Below are 18,390 nucleotides of genomic sequence, written 5' to 3' on the forward strand. Positions count from 1 at the left end.
ACTTGTCCCAGCGGTGTGCCACACGCGCCTTGTGAGTACGCCACACTCCTATCGCGTCGATGTCGCAGTCTCGGCCGTTGCCGCTGCTCGTGAGCGGGCGTCCGTCGCCGACCTGGCGCAACGGCAGGTGGTGGCGGCTGCAATCGCGCTGATGCGGGCAGAAGGTTTGAGTGATCGAAAGATCGCACTCGAACTGGATATTTCGAAGTCCTCGATCCGTGCAATGTCTGTTGAGCCGGCTGTCGACCCCACTCATCAAAATGACGTTGCACGGTTGGGGCATCAGGTATGGGTGGACATGGCCGATCTCGCCGGCGAACGGTTTGTCGTGGAGGGTGATGACATTCCGAGCTTCGAACGGATGGCCGCCCACGGCATCGAGCCGGCATTCCCAGCATCCCTTGGACAAGCAGACACCACCTCGCGCGAATACGTCCAGATGACCACAGGGGAGCGGATACTCGTATTTTCGCAGTCTCGATGGAACGGGTTCCCGGACCAATCAGCCAAGTCCGATTGGGACAACCGGGGGACATACATCGTTCACCGCTGCCCAGGCCTCATTCCGGGTCGCTGCGCCGACCGGCATACCGCGATTCAGCTGGACGAACTTGGCCTCTGTGACGGCGCGGCTGTCTATGGCTCCGGATGGAACGAACGTAAGCCCACCGCGCACCACGCCGCTGCCGCGATCCGGGCACGAATCGAAGAGCAGGATTGAGACTCGCGATTGCCCGGTCTACTTTCGCGGCAATCTAGGAATCGGGGCGGTGCCGATTCCATTCGAGCCATCCGACTCCGGTGCTGTCGCCACTGGTGACTCGCCCCCACGCTCGCGGGAGCATCGCGATCGCACCGTCGGGTGAGGTCAGCCGGAGGGGGCCATGGCCCAGCGGTTCGAAGTCGATGGCCAAGTGCGGTGGATCGACGTCGAGATGGGTTCCAGTGGACAGGCCTGCGGCGTCGAAAGTCTCACGCGCAGTGTGGGTGCGGAGTTCGGTGAGCGGTTTACCGGCTTCGTGGATGTAGCCGATGCTGATGCTCGGGAGGTCCGGAAGACGAAGGTCGAGGCCGTGGATGTGTGTTCCGTCGGCGAAATGAGCGGTGGTCCATACCCAGTCCATCGACCACCAGTCGCGCACTCCCCAGGAGTGATCTCGCTGTCCGGGGCCGTCGATTGTGAGGTCAACGGCCGGCCCGAAAGTGCTCTCGCCTAGGTGCAACCGGCCGCGCACAGTGCACGCGATCTCGTATCGGGGCGTGACCCGGTACAGGTAGGGGTCGGCCTCGGTGATCCACTCGAGCTCGAGATCGACATTGATGTCGGCACCGAGATCGGTTTCTTCGAGAATCGAGTCGGCTGGATTTGCGTACGCCCGGCCGACACCGGATACGCGTGCGACGGCCTTCTGCAGGGCGTCGATGATGGTGTGATCGGCCGAGATCCGTTGTGTGCGAACAGTGCTGTCATCGTGCAGCGGCAGGTCGTAGTCAACCAGGGTGATGGTGGGGATATCCGGGCCACAGATGACCGCCGTGTACCACGCCGAACGCAGGTTCGGCGTCACCCCGAAACGGAGATAGCCCCCGATCTCGTGGGTGCGGTCGACGAAATCGAAGTACCAGCTCTCGTTCCACAGAGGTTCGGGCCCCGGCTGGTGGAAGCCTTCGTCAGCCTCACCGGGGCGGAGCGGTTCACTTACGCCGACGGCGGGAAGTAGCGCGGCAGCCTCGAGGTCGAGTGCGAAGTCGCAGGCTCTGGCGAACATCGTCATGAACATCTCGTCGCCACGCTCGGTTTGTTGCACCATCATCGGCGAGATGATCGTCATCATGATTCCGAAGAAGGCTTGCGCCCGGACTTCCTGACGCAACGACGCCATATCTCGAGGCCAACTCCCATCGAGAAGGTCGAAGTAGGTCTGAATCAGTTGGTCCCCACTGGACCGGCGGAGCTCGGTGGGCACCGACGTAGCGAGGAAGTAGGCGAGGTCGGAGGCCGCGGGGCCCCAAGTGACTGTCTGCCAGTCCACGACCGTCACTGACGTGCCGTCGGGGGCGAAAAGGAGATTGTCGAGCCGGAAGTCGCCGTGCACGAGGCCGGTGATCGCTGTGCCAGCCTGCTGAGCGAGGTAGGCATCGAAGCTCACCACGAAACGCTCGGATAGCTCCCGGTGGCCCGGGGCGATGCGGTTGCCGTAGCGGTCGAGGAAGCCGGCGAACAGTCCCTCCAAAAGCGCCTGGCTGATGGGTGATTCGCGGATCAGCCATTCCGCTCCGGTCAGCGAATCGGTGCCCAGGCACGGCCGATGTATCTGGGCCAGAGCCGAAACGGCGGTCGTGGCCTGACTCAGAGTGGCACCGGAGATGTCGTCCGAGGCAGCGGCCTCACCGACGTCTTCGAGGAGCAGACAGAACGTTCCGGATTCGAAGTCGGCGTGGAAACAATCAGCGACGGCATCGGAGTCGATAATCGGCGCGATGTCCGCATAGAACCGCACCTCTCGCTCGTACAGTCCCAGAGCGGCCCCGGTCGCCCTACTCGACTCATCAGTCGCGGGAAGTTTGAGCACGACGGACCGCGTCGGCTGCGGGTCTGCACCGTCAGCGCCGAGGATCGTGATCCGGTGACAATCACTCATCTGGCCGGTACCGATTCGCTCGACGTGAAAGTCCGTCACACGCGCGGTTCCCAGACGGTCGGATAGCCAATCGCACGTCACGTCGTCGACGCTGCGCACCCGTCGGTTCCCGGCGATTTCCTCGGTGTGATCACCGTTATCCGATGCGGACACCTAACCTCCTCGAGGGGGCGGCATTGCTGAGTCGGACGCTAGCACCGGTCGAGCATCGCGAAGGCCGCTTCGCAAGGGCTCGAATTACTGCTCTGCCGTGAGCACCGTGGTGAGCACCCGCCGAAGTTCTGTGTGGCCGTCGACGCCCAGAAGTTCGTCGAGTCGTTCCTCGATGCCGTCGATGGTCGCGCGCCCGGCCGCGATGCAGTCTTGTCCGCGGGGGGTCAGCACGATGAGCTTCGCGCGCCGATCAGTCGGGTCGGGGCGCCGCTCGACGTACCCCAGTTCCTCGAGCTCGTCGACGATCTCGCCCATCGCCTGCGCGGTCATGCCCGCGCCACGCGCGAGGGTGCTGAGTCGGCTCCCGTCGGACCCGATCTGCGCGAAGACCGCGGAATGCGACGGCTTCTGTGGGAAGCCGGCGCCGACCACGCCGTCGACGATCCGAAACCCGAGCAGGCTGTAGACCTGCCCGAGCAGAGTCACCGTGTTCGCCCCAATTCTCGGAGCAGGGTCTTGCGGCATCGGCAGTCCTCAAGTATACCTGATTATCAGGGCCACCTTATCAAGTAATTCTCTCACTCAAGGGAGGCACGCCATGGCCAGCGTCGCCGACACCTACCCCCGCACCGAGGAGATGGCGGTTATCCACCGCATCTTCCGCACGGCGTTTCCCGAAATCGCCGGCCTGGTTCGGCGCACGCCGTCTACCTCTTCGCGACGATCCGAGGTCGTGGCCAGCTATCTGGACTTCCTCCTCAACGGAGTCCGAGCGCACCACACAACTGAGGACGACAACATCTGGCCCCGCCTCCTCGCGCGTGCCGCGCCCGATTCCGCGCTCGTTGAGCGGATGGAGCGCCAGCACGAGGCCGCTGCCGCGGCTGCGGAGCAGGTTCGAGAGCTCGCCGCTCAGTGGCGCGTCACGCCGACAAATGGCAGCGAGCTGGCAGCCGCGATCGACCGGTTGACGGCCGTTCTGGTCGAGCACCTCGACGACGAAGAGACGCATGTCGTGCCGCTGATCCGCGAGCACATCACCGTCGCGGAGTGGGAACAGTTCGGCGAGGACGCTTTCGCGAAGTTCACGAATCCGGAGAAGCTCATCGCCACCGGCGTACTTGTGGAGGTCGCGACGCCCGAGGAGGCATCGTGGTTCCTCGACCCGCTTCCGCTGCCGATTCGCCTCATGTGGCGGCTCCACGGGCGGCGCAAGTACAACGCCTACATCGGGCGCGTACGCGGTACGCACAATGGTCTGCTCTGGCGTCGCCTCGGACCTGCGGTTAATCGGCTCGCGACTTCGTTGTACCGCCGGTCGCGGGGGAGAGTCGGTGGAACGGCGAAGGGTTTGCCCGTGATGCTGGTGACGGTTCCCGGGCGCCGCACGGGTACGCCACACACGGTGCCGGTCGTCTACTTCAACGGCGACGGCAATTATGTCGTTGCCGCAACCGCCGGCGGCACTGCCGCAGAGCCCCAATGGTTCCGAAACCTGCGTGCGACCGACACTGCACATGTGGAGATAGCCGATCACGAGTTGGACGTCGGCGTCGATGTGCTGAGCCCCGGGGACCGGGACCGGATCTGGCAAGACGTGATCCTCCCCGAAGCGCCCTCCTTCGCAAAGTACGAGAAGAAGGCGGGCCGAATCATCCCCGTCGCCGTTCTGACGCCGGCGGCCGACCGCTGAATCCTGGTGTACTAGGCGCGTTCCACCGGCAGCCACAACTCGCACGTTGCCATGCTGAAATCGGGGGAGCGGTCCAGCACGGCGACGATCGATGGGCCGGGCCGCAGCCGCCATGGGTTGGACGGGAACCAGTCGGTCGCGGTTGCGGCCCACATCGATTGCAGCGCTGCGGGATACGCGCCCTCGCTGCGGAACACAGCCCAGATGCCGGCAGGAACATCGATCGTGTCGAGGTCGTCGGCCGCGCGCGAGTCTTCTGTTATCGCGACGCCGTGGAGGTAAGTCAGGTCGGTGCCCTCCGTGTAGTCGGGGTCGACGTCGGCACTGACCTGGAGCAACCCTCGCGGCTCCGTGTTGCTCAGTCCTTTGAGGCGGATGTGTTCGGCTTCGGCCAAGGAGGCGATGTGCGCTTGGATGTGCGGATTGACGCCCTCGTGGATGAGCGGCACACGAGCGGCGTGGCCGATGAGTCGAAAAGCCGGCCGGTCTGCGATGCGGGTGTCCATCGAGGTGCTCCCTTCTACGGTCAGGCGGAACCTGAGCTGTGGTTGTGAGCGAAGGGGACCGCCGTCTCGTCGTACGTCGCCAGGGCTGACGCCATGCACCGCGCGGAACGCTCGACCGAACGCCTCAGCGGATCCATAGCCGTAGCGAATCGCGATACCCAGCAGGTCGCCGTCGCCGAGCAGATCGGCTGCGGCGACAGTCATCCGGCGTCGCCGGATGTAGTCGGACAACGGCATCCCGGCGAGTGACGAGAACATCCTGCGGACGTGGTAGTCCGTTGTGCCAAGGCTGCTGGCGAGGCCGGCGACGTCGATGTTCTCAGTCAGGTGTTCCTCGACGTAACCGACGACTCGGTTGAGAATCGCGATCACTCTTCCTCCTTCCACACCAAGCATGGTTGAGGACGCGAGCCCGTATCCGACTATCGCGGTTCGATTCGATCGGTTCGGCGGCCCGCGCTAGTCGCGGTCGTGATGACACACCGCCTCGAGCCTGATACCGAACGGATCGGACCAGAATGTGGCGTAGTAATGGCCTGGATACTGCGGAAAGTGTTGGGGGATATGTATGACGCTGCCGCCGCTGAGTGCGACGTGGTCATGGACTCGGTCGACCAGCGATCGCCGTCGAACCATGAAGGCGAGGTGCTGCAAGCCAGTCTGTTCCGGTGAGTACGTGCCGGCCGCCGTAGTGGGGTAGAAGAACACGTAGGTTCCGGGCTTGTCATTCGCCGGTTTGTAGGCGAACTCGTCCGTGGCTTCGATGAACGGTTCGAAGCCGACCAGTGGCATCAGTGCGTCGTAGTAGCGCTTCGCCGCAGTGAGGTCCGGGACGTTGATTCCAAGGTGACCAAGCACCGATCAAGTATCCGGGACGGCATCGTATCGAAGAAAGCGGTTGGCCTCAGGCCACGATCTCGGGTTGTCGGCGTACTTCCGCACGGTAGATAACGCAGCCGAAGAGTGTTGACTGGATGATCTCGTCGGCAAGGTCGCTGTCGATGTCCAGTGGTCGCAACAGAGGGTTCTCGGCGAGGTGACAGCATGGAGGAGTCGGGTCCTCTGTGTTCCGCTGGGAAGTGGGAGAGCGCCAGAACTAGGCCGTATCGAGGAATCGGTTTCGCACTTCGGCCGTAGGGATCGGGCAGCTATCGTGACGGCCTCCGACGCGATAGCGCACCGCGGCGAACTGTTTGTAGAGCCAATTGCGCACCGCTGGTGGGATCACATAGGCCGCCAGTGCGAGTCTCCACCAACCACCGAGGTATGCCGCGATCTGCAGCAATGCTGCAGACTGCGAGTAGACCGTCTCGTTGGGTTGCCCGGCATTGCGGACGTAGACAGCGGAATCCAGACCTTCCAGCTCGGGATGACGCGAGATCGTCTCGAGGGCGAAGCCACTGTCCAGGGCAGCGAATCGCAGGGTTCCGTCGCGGTCGTACCGGAGAATTGTGCGTACTGCGCTGTTGCAGATGCCGCACACACCGTCGTACAGCAGAACAGAAGAGCTCGGCGGGATACGTGTCGGCCTCATGCGGAAGCCCTTTCCGACGCAGCTGTCGCTCCAATTATCGCAAACCGCACCCCGCGCAGAGTGTTCCGATGGTCACATGGGTTGCACGGCGGCGGCGAGGGCAGTGGTTGTCCGATTCCTCTGGTGCGCTACTCAGGCAACTACTGGTAACACTCCATATTCGTTTCTGCCGTATTGCGCCCTGGGCTGGTAGTGGCAGGGTTCCGCTGAGTAGGGGAGCTGCCTCGCATCGGTGCTCGGCAGTCCCGAAGCGGCCAGTCCGTCGTGGTCCCGGTCCTGTCGGCGTCCGCTAGTTTGCTCGCGGCTTCGGTCAGTTATGGCGTCAGCGTCCATGGCGCTAACGCCATCGACTAGCACCTCAGGCTCAGACGTTCACTCCAATGGCTCGGGCGTGAAGGTGACGTCGACTCCGCCTACGGTCATCGTCACCTGACCTTCGATCACGATCACCTGCGCCGAGACCCGTCGATCGACAGTCTGGGCCAGTTGCTGTACCGGTGCGTGCGGTATCTGCACCACCGACAGGTTCGGCAGCCCCGCTACTTTGGGGCCGACGGTGCGCCACCAGGTGGCCACGCCGGCGGCGAACGGGAACAGCAGCACCTGGTCGGCCTGGCTGGCCGCCTTGCCCAAGGCGCGTTCGTCGGGCTGGCCGACGTTGATCCACTCCAGAATCCGGCCGGTGTAGTCGGCGATCCGCAAGTCCGGTACGCCAGGGGTGGACAGGCCCGCCCCGAACGCCAGCTCACCGTCGACGTCGCTGAGTCGGTGAGCGCGCAGCCCAAACGCCAACAATCGCACCACCATCCGCTCATCGGTCTCACTGGGATGACGGGCCACGGTCAGCGTGTGATCGGCGTAGTAACCGTGATCGACATCGGAGACGCCAAGTTCGACTTTGAATACTGTTGCAGAAAGGGCCACGTCATAGTGTCCACCCGGGTGGTGTACGCCGAGCAGTCGGGGCGCTTTGAGTGGTTAGGCCGCCGTGCCAGCCGTCTGGTGCTGCGCGCCATACTCAGACGCGAACCGCGCACACACTGAGTGCCCACCTCGGCGAACTTGCCTCAAGCAGCTGTCGGCGGCGGCATCGATTCATCTGATGCATCATGCAGGAGTTTACTTAACATAATGTCGATTATCGGCGTTAGATGCACTTGGGACGATCAAGCCCGGAAGTGGCCAAACGAGCCAGATTCGGTGTCGACTGGCGATTACCCGTAGGCCGGTCGAGGAGCTTCGTGCGCGGAAGAGCAAACGATCACTACACACGCATGCTCATGTCCCACCGACAGCGGGCATGAAAGCTGTTGGGAACCGACGGCGCCTATGTTGACCCAGAAATCGTCGAATATGCCTCTGGCGCCTAACAGTTCGCGAATTCGAAGGTCCAGCCACCCTAGGTCAATACGTCACTGTGACGTTTCGACCTAGGCGAACCGGTCGGTGGAATGGTCCGGCAGACAAGGCAATACGCAACATCTGCGCGATGCCGGGCCGGGATGACCCTTTTGGCCCCGAGGCCGGCTTACGCATTCGCACGGGCATCCGCTACGCGTGCGTGCGAGTCGCAGTGAACGAGTGCACGGGCGACGGCCGACCGGCTTGGGACGATTCGAGCCACGCCGACAGTGCCACACTGCCCCAGTCGGTCGGACTCCCGTCTCGACGGCCAAAACATGGATAATCATCTTTATCCATGATTTCTGAGGCAGCTAAACGAAAGCTGTTGCCGGAAAACACGTTTGGAAAACTACGGATTACCCAATACGGTGCGCTGAACCGTGCCACCGATTTTGGCCTGGACCAACGCCCAACTCCGGACCTGAATACTGCGCTGTCGTCGGCAAAGACTGGCCGATCGGAGAGTATTACTCCCCCACCCTGCCCAGCACTCGCATTTTGCCTAGGGTATGCGGAACGTGCGGATGTCAGGCTTGACGAGGCCGTAAAAGAACCGAGGTGCAATCATCGACGCCGATGCTCAACGCCCGCCGCGCCAGGAGATCGACATCTCCTGGCGGCGCTCGCAGGTGAATGGGCTCGCGCCGGACACCGTTCCCGACATCCTCGTCGACGAGGACTTCGGCAACTGTGACCTGGTACTTCGCGCCGCGCGGCCGGTCCTCGACGCGGCATCCGATCACCTGGCAGACACCGGGATGGCGCTGCTGCTCACCGACGCCGAGTCGCGGATCATCGCCGGTGTCTATGGCGGAATGCAGGTGGAAAACCACATCGGCCATGCCGGCGCCGTGCGCGGATCGACCATGGCCGAGGACTCAGTTGGCACCACTGCACTCGGAACGCCCGTCGAAACCCGCAGCGCGATCGAGATCAACGGGGCCGAGCATTACCTCGATCTGTACAAACACCTGAGCTGCTACGGCCGTCCGATCGTGCACCCGACCACCCGCCGCCTGGAGGGCGTGCTGTGCATGACCGAGATCAGCCCGGCGGCGAACCCGCTGTTCCGGTCCTATGTTGGTCGCCTGGTCTCCGATATTCAGGCGCGGCTGCTCGACACTGCACGGAGTTCGCATCGCGCAATTCTCGATACGTTCCATCACGCCTGTGCTCGTCGCAGCGAGGCGGTCGTGGCTATCGGCGACGACCTACTGCTGACCAATGACATGGCGACGAATCTGCTCGATTCCTCGGATATCGGCGCACTCCGAGCCTTCGCCGCCGGGTCCGCACCGGCCACGATGTTGACCGCATCCGGGGTTTCCCTTTCGCTGTCCGGCACACGCGTGGACGGTGTGCCGCGGGCGGCCGTCTTCGTTCTCCGCCCGGAAATGACCGAGCGGCGGCGAGTTCCGCGTGGTGAGGTTGTCGACCGAACTGCGTCGGAACTCTTTGCTGCACCGTCCTTTTCGCCGGGGCAGGCGCCGGACTGCCGGTCGATCTCCATCTCGGGTGAGCCGGGAACGGGACGCACCACGTACGCGAAGCGAGCGGTGACCGGAATCCCGGTGCACGCACTGGACGCTGTTCGGTTGGCGGCAAGCGGCGACACACCCGATCTCGCGACCCGGGTCGCTGCGGCTCGTGCCGACAATGCTGCGCTCGTCATCGATGGTGTCGATCTATTGACCGATCGCGATCTCACCCTGATCCGGCGGATTGTCACCGACCGGACCGTGCCCATCGTGCTCGTTGGCGAACCAGCGGCCGATCAGCGTCCTGCAGTCGCGGCCGTGACTGCGCTTTGCGATGAGCAGGTTGATCTGCCGGCGCTGCGACACCGAACCCAACACATCGCAGCCTTGTCCGCCTTCTTTGCCGAGCAGCGACGTCCGGGAAGTACCTGTAGCGCGGCCGTGGTCGACGCGTTGATGGCACAGCACTGGCCCGCCAACCTCAGCGAGTTCCGCCGCGTTCTCGAGCGCGCCGGCGAATCCGTGGACGCACGGGGTTCGGTCGGCCGGATCGAGCTGGACGATCTGCCGGAGCCGTATCGCCGATCGTCGAAAGCGTCGACTCTCTCGATTCGGGAACGCACCGAGCGACAAGCGATAGTCGACGCCTTGGCCGCATGCCGCGGCAACAAGGTGCACGCCGCCACGCATCTCGGCATCAGCCGGAGCACGTTGTACGCGCGAATCCGCGCCCTCGATATCGACACCTGATCGGAGTCGACGTTCGTCCAGTCCGCGGGCCAGTTGAGGTGTACAAATCTCGGACAGTTGGTACTCCCCTCTCGGTGTGACGATGACCCGAGCAGGCCACAGAAGTGATGGCCGTCACGTCGTCGAGAGATCGAGGTTCCATGACAACCGCACCCATTTCCACCCTCGCCGCCGGTGAGGTACGCACCCACGACCGGCTGTTCATCGGTGGGCGATGGATCCAGCCGCACGGCGGGGCCCGCATCGAGGTCGTCTCACCGAACACCGAGGAGATCCTCGGCACTGTGCCCGACGGTTCGCTGGCCGACGTTGATGCCGCGGTCGCCGCCGCCCGTGCCGCGTTCGACAACTCGTCGGTGTGGTCCGGACTCGAGCCCGCTGTTCGGGCGGGACATTTGCGGCGATTCGCCGACGAGATCGACGTGCGGAAGGACGAGCTCGCCGGTCTCGTCTCCGCACAGAACGGCATGCCGATCGCGGTCGCCGGACAGCTCGAGGCGGTCTACCCGTCGACGCTGCTGCGTTACTACGCGGATCTGATCGAGAACCAAGCAGAGGATGTCCGGCAGGGCATGTTCGGTGGATTGGTCGAGGTCCGCCGCGATCCGATCGGCGTTGTCGGCGCGATCGTGCCGTGGAACTTCCCGCAGACCCTTGCCGCGTTCAAGTTCGCTCCGGCGCTCGCCGCGGGCTGCACGCTCGTAATCAAGCCGTCTCCGGAGACGGTGCTCGACTCCTTCGTGTTGGCCGAGGCCGCGGAGGCTGCCGGCCTGCCCGCCGGCGTGATCAACATCGTTCCGGGCGGCCGCGAGGCCGGCGCGCACCTGGTCGCACATCCGGGAGTCGACAAGGTGGCATTCACCGGATCGACGCCAGCGGGCATCGCCATCGCCGAGACCTGCGGCCGACTGCTTCGACCCGTGACCTTGGAGCTCGGCGGAAAGTCGGCCACCATCGTTCTGGACGACGCCGAACTCGACCTCGCCACGATCGGCAACGAACTGTTCGTCGCCACACTCGCGAACAATGGTCAGACCTGTTTCCTAGGGACTCGGGTGCTGGCGCCGCGCGCCCGGTACGGCGAGGTCGTCGACGTCCTCACCGCTTTCGCCGAATCCATGGCGATCGGCGATTCCCGCGACCCGGGCACCCAGATCGGTCCGATGGCCACCGCCCGGCATCGCGAGCGGGTGGAGGGCTACATCGCCGCCGGGCGCAGCGAGGGTGGCCGGATCACCACGGGCGGCGGGCGACCCGCCGATCAGGACCGCGGTTGGTTCGTGCAGCCGACCGTGTTCGCCGACGTCGACAACAAGGTCACGATCGCGCGCGAAGAAATCTTCGGGCCGGTGCTCTCGGTCATCGCTTACGACGGTGACGACGATGCGGTGGCGATCGCGAACGATTCCGATTTCGGCCTCGGCGGAACGGTGTGGAGCAGCGACCCCGATCGTGCACGGGCCGTTGCGAGCCGCGTGAAGACCGGAACGATCGGCATCAACCGCTACATCCCCGACCCGATCGCGCCGTTCGGCGGCATCAAGCAGAGCGGCATGGGGCGCGAGCTCGGCCCCGAGGGCCTGGCCGCCTACCAAAACATCAAATCCATCTACCGCTGAGGTGATGGCAGGTCATCAACCCTTCACCGGTCCCCGTCCGGTGGTCGAAGAAAAGGAAGCACCATGAAAACCAAGGCAGCTGTTCTGCTCGAAGTGGGAAAGCCGTTCGAACTGATGGAACTCGACCTCGACGGCCCCAAGGATGGCGAGGTCCTGATCAAATACACCGCGGCCGGCTTGTGTCATTCCGACCTGCACCTGACCGATGGTGACCTGCCTCCGCGATTCCCGATGGTCGGCGGCCACGAGGGCTCCGGGATCATCGAAGAGGTCGGCCCGGGCGTAACCAAGGTGAAGCCCGGCGACCACGTTGTGTGCAGCTTCATCCCGAACTGCGGCACCTGCCGGTACTGCTCCACCGGTCGACAGTCGTTGTGTGACATGGGCGCGACGATCCTGGAAGGGTCCCTGCCGGACGGCACCTTCCGTTTCCACGGTGGCGGCCAGGACTTCGGCGGCATGTGCATGCTCGGCACGTTCTCGCAGCGGTCGACGATCTCCCAGCATTCGGTGGTCAAGGTCGACGACTGGCTGCCGCTCGAGAAGGCGGTGTTGGTCGGATGCGGTGTCCCCACAGGCTGGGGTTCGGCGGTCTACACGGGCAATGTCCGCGCCGGTGACACCGTGGTCATCTACGGCATCGGCGGTATCGGCATCAACTCGGTGCAGGGTGCCATCCACGCCGGAGCACTGTGGGAACAGTCGACGAGGACGTTGTCTCGGCCGCCATCGGCGCGCTCGGCAAGGGCGGTACCGCGGTCATCACCGGGCTCGCCAGCCCGGAGAAGTTCACTGTGCACTGGCCCGGCATCGACCTCACGCTCAACGAGAAGTCGATCAAGGGAAGCCTGTTCGGTTCCGCCAACCCGCAGTACGACATCGTGCGCTTGCTGCGCCTGTACGACGCGGGGCAGCTCAAGCTCGACGAGTTGGTCACCAACACCTACACGCTCGAGCAGGTGAACGAGGGATACCAGGATCTGCGTGACGGCAAGAACATCCGTGGCGTGATCCTGCACGAGGATTGATCCACCAAGACCCGGGCCGGGTGCGACGAGATCCGTCGTACCCGGCCCGTTCCAATTCGGGATGTCGGAGCCGCCGCCATCCACGCGCATTTTTCGGGAGAATCGTCGCCATGAGCGAACACGACGATTGGAACACTCAAATCATCAACGAGTTTCGGGCAAACGAAGGCCGTGTCGGCGGCCCGTTCGAGGGCGCCCCGATGGTCCTGCTTCACCACCGAGGCCGCAAGAGCGGACGTGAGTTGCTGACTCCACTGATGTATCTCCCCGACGAGGAGGTCCCCGGCACCATCTACGTTTTCGCCTCGAAGGCCGGCGCGCCAACCCACCCGGACTGGTATTACAACCTCACCACTGCCGGATCCAGCGATGTCGAAGTCGGCACCGATACCTACCGCGTCACCGTCGAGGAAGTAACCGGCGAGCAACGTGATCGCATCTACCGTGAGCAGTCGAGCCGCTACCCCGGCTTCGCCGACTATGTCCGCAAAACCGAAGGCATTCGCACCATCCCGGTGCTGGCCCTGCATCGCGCCTGATCCGAGGACCCTGGTCGGATTAGGGTGCGTACTTGCCGCCCATCCGCCGCACATTTCCTGCTGCGCCGCGCAACCTTTTGCATCCCCAAGCGTGTGCGAACGAACAGGAAGTGTGCGGCGAGGGGATGGTCAGCGGGCTACGAGTGCGATGTCGGAGGGATGCGTCGCGAGCGGCGTGACCTTGATGTCCATATACGCGAACAACGGGAGGCTGGACAGAATGGTGTGCAGCTCGTCGTTCGAATCGACGTCGAAGATCGAGTAGTTCGAGTACTCGCCGACGATTCGCCAGATGTGCGGCCATTTTCCGGCCTTCTGCAGATCCTGTGAGTACGCCTTCTCCCGCGCGACGATCTCGGCCCGGGTGTCCGGATCGAGATCGTGCGGGATGCGGACATCCATCCGTACGTGAAACAGCATTGCTCAGCTCTGCTCGGGGTCGAGCACGAAGTTGTACTGGATCGCGTAGCCGCCCTCGGCACGCGCCTGCGGGTCGAGGATCAGCTCAGGCTTGACGGCGTCGGCAACATCGTCGTCGTTGTGCTCGTCACCCGGGAAATACAGCTGCGCGGTAAGCAATTCGTGGCCAGGCGCGGACACCTTCACGTGCAGGTGCGCGGGACGCCACGGGTGCCAGCCGGCCGCGGAGATGAGCTTGCCGCACGAGCCGTCGGTCGGGATCTGGTAGGGCGCCGGGCGGATCGTGGTGATCTGGAACTTGCCATCCGCACCGGTGGAGAAGGTGCCGCGGAGATTCCACTCGGGGATTCCGGGCGCGAACTGCGCGTAGAAGCCGTCGGCGTCGGCATGCCAGAGTTCGACCTTGCCCTGCAGCGGCGTGCCGTCGGTCGAGGTGATCACGCCATCCCAGACCAGCGCATCGCCGGACTCGTTGTCCCGCATGGGGATGGTGCCCTGCGCGCCCTGCTCCGGAGCATCGGGAACGTAGTACGGACCTTCGATGGTGCCCTTGTTGCCCTCGCGGTGGGAGGTGTTGACCTCCTCGACGACATGCTCGACCCACACGTCGAGGAACAGCGGCCATTCGCCGTCCTGCCCGACCTGGATCAGCCACGCCTTGAGGGCGTTGTACTCGTCGTAAGTGACATTGTGGTCGCGAACGGTCTTGTGCACTGCGGCAAGAACCTCTCGTGCGAGCGTGTTCACCCGCTCTGGTGCAGTGTCCTTGACCGCCGCGAACGGCGACTTGTCGGCCTGGAATCGTTCGGTCGCGGATGCGCCGGACGCGGCAGCGGAGGCGGTCTCGGTGGGATGCTCGACGGTGGTCATTGGTGCAACTCCTTGTATCTTTCTTCCCCGCCAGGCTGGTGCGAGGTAAGTCGGTTGGTGGGTTATCGGTCGATTCGGTAGCGGGACAGCGCATCCGGATCGAGCTCGATGCCGATGCCTGGTCCGGGCCCCCGGTGCAGGTATCCATCGCGAATCTGCAACGGCTCGGCGAGCAGGTCGTCTTGCATGTCGAGGAAGTTCGACAGCTCGCCTGCGTAGCGGGACGTTCGGGCATATGCGGTGCCGAACGCGAGCGAGCAGGCCGTGCCGATCTGGCCATCGATCTGATTGCCCATCACAATTTCCACACCGAGTCCCTCGGCGAGGTGGTGCACCCGCTGGGAGGCGGTGAAGCCGGTTCGGGCGGTCTTGATGCTGATCGCGGTCGCCGCTTTCGCCAGCAGCTCGCGCGTGACGTCGGCAGCAGTGGGAACCGATTCGTCTGCGATGAAGGGGATGTCGAGTTGCTCGACGAGCCAACGCCGTCCGAGCACGTCATCGGCCGGGCATAGCTCCTCGGCGAACATCAGGTCGAGGTCTGCCATTTCGGCCATCGCTCGGGCCGACTCTGCCGGACTCCAGCCGCGGTTGCCGTCGACGTAGAGGTCAACGGTGTCGCCGAAGCGTTCCCGCAGCGCGCGGACCACCGCGGTGTCGAGGCCCACGGGCCGGCGTCCGACCTTCACCTTGAAGGTGCTGATGCCGTACGTGTCGAGCATGCGTTCGGCTTCGGCGACCATCGTGGCCGGCTCGTCGAAGCCGAGCATGTGGCTGACCTTCATCCGGTCGGTGTAGCCGCCGAGCAGATCGGACACCGGGAGACCGAGCGTACGCCCGAGTGCATCCCAGATGGCCATGTCCACAGCGGATTTCGCGGCGGGATTGCCGATCGTGCGGCCCATCCGCTCCCCCGCGACCTCACGCTCGAGCAGCGTGAGCCCGACAAGTACGGGAGCGAAAACGTCCTCGATCACCGCGACGATGCCGCGTTGGGTCTCGCCGTAGGTGAAGGGCCTCGGCGGCGCCTCGGCCATACCGACGATTCCGTCGTCGGTATGGACTCGGACAAGCACGTGCGAGGCGACGTGTACTTCGCCCGAGGCGAACTTCAGCGGTTTGCGGTACGGAATGGCGAATGGGATCGCCTCGATCTGGGTGATCTTCACAGCAGCCCTCCGGCGGTGAATGAGTCGTCGGCAGTGGCGGTCTGCGCGAGCGATGACGCAGCAAAGGTGGCGTCGAGAACAGAAACGACGGCGTCGACGACCGGGTTGTCGTCCTCCGCTCGCCGGGCCAGGGCAAGTTCGATCGTTCCGGCGTCGGCCAGATCACGAATAACCATGCCTTGCAAGGGAAGTGAGCGAACCGATGACGGGACCACCGCAACGCCGAGGCCAGCGGTGACGAGCGCGAGCAGGACTGCCGTGCCCGGCGCCTCGTGCTCGCGCTGTGGGACGAAACCCGCTTGGCGGCAACTCCGCAACACGGCGTCGTTGACTGCGGATTCGCGGCTGCCGTACATGACGAAAGGTTCGTTGCGCAGGTCTGCGATCGACACGACCGGCTCCACAGCCAGGCGGTGATCGGCGGCGACGACCAGCGCGAGCGTCTCCTCCTCGAACGTGCGTACATCGATGTCGTTACCGACGGCCGGCGGGCGCAGCAGCCCGAGATCGATGGTGCCGCCGCGGAGGGCGTCGCACTGCGCGGGCGTGAGCATGTCGGCCTCGATGTGCAGCGCGACGCCCGGCAGCTCCCGCTTCACGGCGCGAGCGATGGTTGGCAGGTGGGAGAAGGCCGCGGTGCCGGTCAGTCCGACGCGGACCAGGCCGCTGCGTCCGGCCGCGATGCGCCGCACACCGTGCACGGCGTTGTCGACGCCGGCCAGGATCCGCTGGGCCTCCCCGTACAGGTACTCACCGGCGACGGTCAGCGCGACCCGCCGGGTGCTGCGGGTGAACAGCGAGACATCGAGCTCGGACTCGAGCTGACGGATCGCATACGACAAGGCGGGCTGGGCAACGTGCAGTTGCGCCGCGGCCTGGCCGAAATGACAGGTCTCGGCGACCGCTGCGAAGTAGCGAAGGTGACGTATCTCCATGACTCTCCGTCTGCCCCGGCCTTGTCGATCCGGGATCTATCAGGGAGGACCGGTATGTGACCGGTACCACGTACGTCCAACGGTACGAGCCGCACCGATACACAACAAGGACAGAGTTTCGATCTATTGATAAAGACCATCGATTAATAAATGCCTAGTCCAGGACTAGCAATCACCCTCGTGTGACCCCGGCCACTTCCTGCGAGTGTTGCGGAAACCAGCTCACCGGAGGTTTCGACATGACTGCAACCGTTCCCTCGGTTCCACTACCCACCCACCTCGGACACGTCGCGTCTGTGCTGTCCGACGCGGTTATCGACGATCGCGACGCCGGCATCTACCGGGCCAACCGCCGCATCTTCACCGACGACGAGATTTTCGAGCTGGAGATGAAGCACATCTTCGAGGGCAATTGGCTGTACCTGGCGCACGAGAGCCAGCTCCCCAACCCAGGCGATTACTTCACCACCTACATGGGCCGCCAGCCAGTCGTGATCACACGCGACAAGGACGGCGAGCTGCACTGTCTGATCAACGCGTGTGCGCACCGCGGCGCGATGATCTGCCGCCGCAAGACCGACAACCGGACCACACTGACCTGCCCGTTCCACGGCTGGACGTTCCGCAACGACGGAACCCTGCTGAAGGTCAAGGACCCCGAGGGCGCCGGCTACCCCGAGACCTTCAATCAGGCCGGCTCGCACAACATGACCAAGGTCGCGAAGTTCGAGAGCTACCGCGGATTCCTGTTCGCCAGTCTCAACCCCGATGTCGTCGAGCTTGCCGAGCACCTCGGTGACACCACCACGGTCATCGACATGCTCGTCGACCAATCCCCCGACGGCCTCGAGGTGTTGCGCGGATCGTCTACCTATACCTACGACGGGAACTGGAAGGTCCAGGCAGAAAACGGCGCTGATGGCTACCACGTCACCGCCACCCACTGGAACTACGCAGCGACGACCTCGCGGCGCAGCACGGGCGAGTCGAAGAACGAAACGAAGGCGCTCGACGCCGGTGGCTGGGGCAAGTCGGGCGGTGGCTACTGGTCCTACCCCAATGGCCACCTGTGCCTGTGGACCTGGGCGGCCAACCCACAAGACCGCCCGATCTGGGACAAGATGGACGAGCTCAAGGAGCGCTTCGGCGACGCCAAGGGTGAGTTCATGGTCAAGGGCTCCCGCAACCTCTGCCTGTACCCGAACGTCTATCTGATGGACCAGTTCTCGACGCAGATCCGGCACTTCCGGCCGATCGCGCCGGACAAGACCGAGGTCACCATCTATTGCATCGCCCCCAAGGGCGAGAGCGACGCCGCACGCGCGCACCGGATCCGGCAGTACGAGGACTTCTTCAATGCCTCGGGCATGGCTACCCCGGACGACCTGGAGGAATTCCGGTCCTGCCAGTTGACCTTCCAGGCGAGTGCCGCGCCATGGAACGACATGAGCCGCGGGGCTCAGCATTGGCTTACGGGCCCCGACGACGTTGCCGAATCGCTTGGCATGACCGGTGTCGTCTCCGCAGGTGTCAAGAACGAGGACGAGGGCCTGTACCCCGTCCAGCACGGCTTCTGGCTCGACACGATGCAGCGTGCGCTCAAGGCAGAAGAGTCCGCCGCCGAATCCTGCAACCACCCGGCAGGGAGCTGAC

General features: G+C 64.2%; 16 protein-coding genes and 1 pseudogene. 7 read left to right on the plus strand and 10 right to left on the minus strand.

The features are described from left to right. The first annotated feature begins 130 nt into the window (after nt 1-130). Nucleotides 131-721 (plus strand): hypothetical protein, encoded by a 591-nt coding sequence (locus A8G08_RS09485; RefSeq protein ID WP_157108481.1) that lies wholly within the window; start codon nt 131-133, stop codon nt 719-721. Nucleotides 722-755: 34 nt separating this feature from the next. Here A8G08_RS09485 and A8G08_RS09490 read toward each other — a convergent pair whose 3' ends face one another. Both A8G08_RS09490 and A8G08_RS09495 read right to left on the minus strand, forming a co-directional pair. Further along, complete coding sequence (locus A8G08_RS09490; RefSeq protein WP_245672749.1) at nt 756-2,795, minus strand: ecdysteroid 22-kinase family protein; 2,040 nt, start codon at nt 2,793-2,795, stop codon at nt 756-758. 84 nt (nt 2,796-2,879) lie between these two features. Continuing rightward, nucleotides 2,880-3,281, minus strand: coding sequence for a MarR family winged helix-turn-helix transcriptional regulator (locus A8G08_RS09495; RefSeq protein ID WP_245672750.1), 402 nt, complete (start codon nt 3,279-3,281; stop codon nt 2,880-2,882). A 112-nt stretch (nt 3,282-3,393) separates the two neighbouring features. On the opposite strand from A8G08_RS09495, the gene A8G08_RS09500 reads away from it, so the two are divergent. Beyond that, nucleotides 3,394-4,488 carry a nitroreductase/quinone reductase family protein gene (locus A8G08_RS09500; protein ID WP_068273160.1) on the plus strand — a complete coding sequence of 365 codons (1,095 nt, stop codon included), beginning with the start codon at nt 3,394-3,396 and terminating at the stop codon, nt 4,486-4,488. Between the two features lie 11 nt (nt 4,489-4,499). Here the strand turns inward: A8G08_RS09500 and A8G08_RS09505 are convergent, their stop codons facing one another. From A8G08_RS09505 to A8G08_RS09520, 4 genes are all read right to left on the minus strand, one after another. Next, nucleotides 4,500-5,366: an AraC family transcriptional regulator gene (locus A8G08_RS09505; RefSeq protein ID WP_068273162.1), complete on the minus strand. Its 867-nt coding sequence runs from the start codon at nt 5,364-5,366 to the stop codon at nt 4,500-4,502. An 87-nt stretch (nt 5,367-5,453) separates the two neighbouring features. Further along, nucleotides 5,454-5,852, minus strand: coding sequence for a VOC family protein (locus A8G08_RS09510; RefSeq protein ID WP_068273163.1), 399 nt, complete (start codon nt 5,850-5,852; stop codon nt 5,454-5,456). Between the two features lie 238 nt (nt 5,853-6,090). Next, entirely contained in the window at nt 6,091-6,528 is a 438-nt protein-coding gene (locus tag A8G08_RS09515; RefSeq protein WP_068273164.1) for a thiol-disulfide oxidoreductase DCC family protein, read from the minus strand. 372 nt (nt 6,529-6,900) lie between these two features. Then, nucleotides 6,901-7,452: a YaeQ family protein gene (locus A8G08_RS09520; protein WP_068273165.1), complete on the minus strand. Its 552-nt coding sequence runs from the start codon at nt 7,450-7,452 to the stop codon at nt 6,901-6,903. 1,109 nt (nt 7,453-8,561) lie between these two features. Here A8G08_RS09520 and A8G08_RS09525 point away from each other — a divergent pair. The 4 genes and pseudogenes from A8G08_RS09525 to A8G08_RS09540 all read left to right on the plus strand — a co-directional run bounded on the left by A8G08_RS09525 (nt 8,562) and on the right by A8G08_RS09540 (nt 13,346). Beyond that, complete coding sequence (locus A8G08_RS09525; RefSeq protein ID WP_084436073.1) at nt 8,562-10,160, plus strand: helix-turn-helix domain-containing protein; 1,599 nt, start codon at nt 8,562-8,564, stop codon at nt 10,158-10,160. Nucleotides 10,161-10,300: 140 nt separating this feature from the next. Beyond that, nucleotides 10,301-11,779 carry an aldehyde dehydrogenase gene (locus A8G08_RS09530; protein ID WP_068273168.1) on the plus strand — a complete coding sequence of 493 codons (1,479 nt, stop codon included), beginning with the start codon at nt 10,301-10,303 and terminating at the stop codon, nt 11,777-11,779. A gap of 63 nt (nt 11,780-11,842) precedes the next feature. Next, nucleotides 11,843-12,807, plus strand: a pseudogene (locus tag A8G08_RS09535) (alcohol dehydrogenase catalytic domain-containing protein). Between the two features lie 110 nt (nt 12,808-12,917). Then, the gene (locus tag A8G08_RS09540) at nt 12,918-13,346 is read left to right on the plus strand and encodes a nitroreductase/quinone reductase family protein (RefSeq protein WP_068273169.1); all 429 of its coding nucleotides are present in this window, start codon (nt 12,918-12,920) and stop codon (nt 13,344-13,346) included. Nucleotides 13,347-13,475: 129 nt separating this feature from the next. Here the strand turns inward: A8G08_RS09540 and catC are convergent, their stop codons facing one another. From catC to A8G08_RS09560, 4 genes are all read right to left on the minus strand, one after another. Continuing rightward, the gene (gene catC / locus A8G08_RS09545) at nt 13,476-13,766 is read right to left on the minus strand and encodes a muconolactone Delta-isomerase (protein ID WP_068273170.1); all 291 of its coding nucleotides are present in this window, start codon (nt 13,764-13,766) and stop codon (nt 13,476-13,478) included. A 3-nt stretch (nt 13,767-13,769) separates the two neighbouring features. Beyond that, nucleotides 13,770-14,636, minus strand: coding sequence for a catechol 1,2-dioxygenase (gene catA, locus A8G08_RS09550; protein WP_068273172.1), 867 nt, complete (start codon nt 14,634-14,636; stop codon nt 13,770-13,772). Between the two features lie 62 nt (nt 14,637-14,698). Next, on the minus strand, nt 14,699-15,802 hold the full coding sequence (locus A8G08_RS09555) for a mandelate racemase/muconate lactonizing enzyme family protein (protein WP_068273175.1): 1,104 nt from the start codon (nt 15,800-15,802) through the stop codon (nt 14,699-14,701). Then, complete coding sequence (locus A8G08_RS09560; RefSeq protein ID WP_068273177.1) at nt 15,799-16,737, minus strand: LysR substrate-binding domain-containing protein; 939 nt, start codon at nt 16,735-16,737, stop codon at nt 15,799-15,801. The genes A8G08_RS09555 and A8G08_RS09560 overlap by 4 nt, the downstream gene beginning before the upstream one ends. Nucleotides 16,738-16,976: 239 nt before the next feature. Between A8G08_RS09560 and benA the strand changes: the two genes are divergently transcribed. Further along, nucleotides 16,977-18,389 (plus strand): benzoate 1,2-dioxygenase large subunit, encoded by a 1,413-nt coding sequence (gene benA / locus A8G08_RS09565; RefSeq protein WP_068273178.1) that lies wholly within the window; start codon nt 16,977-16,979, stop codon nt 18,387-18,389. Nucleotide 18,390 lies beyond the last annotated feature (1 nt).

This window comes from Aldersonia kunmingensis, assembly GCF_001646865.1.
GTDB lineage: Bacteria > Actinomycetota > Actinomycetes > Mycobacteriales > Mycobacteriaceae > Aldersonia > Aldersonia kunmingensis.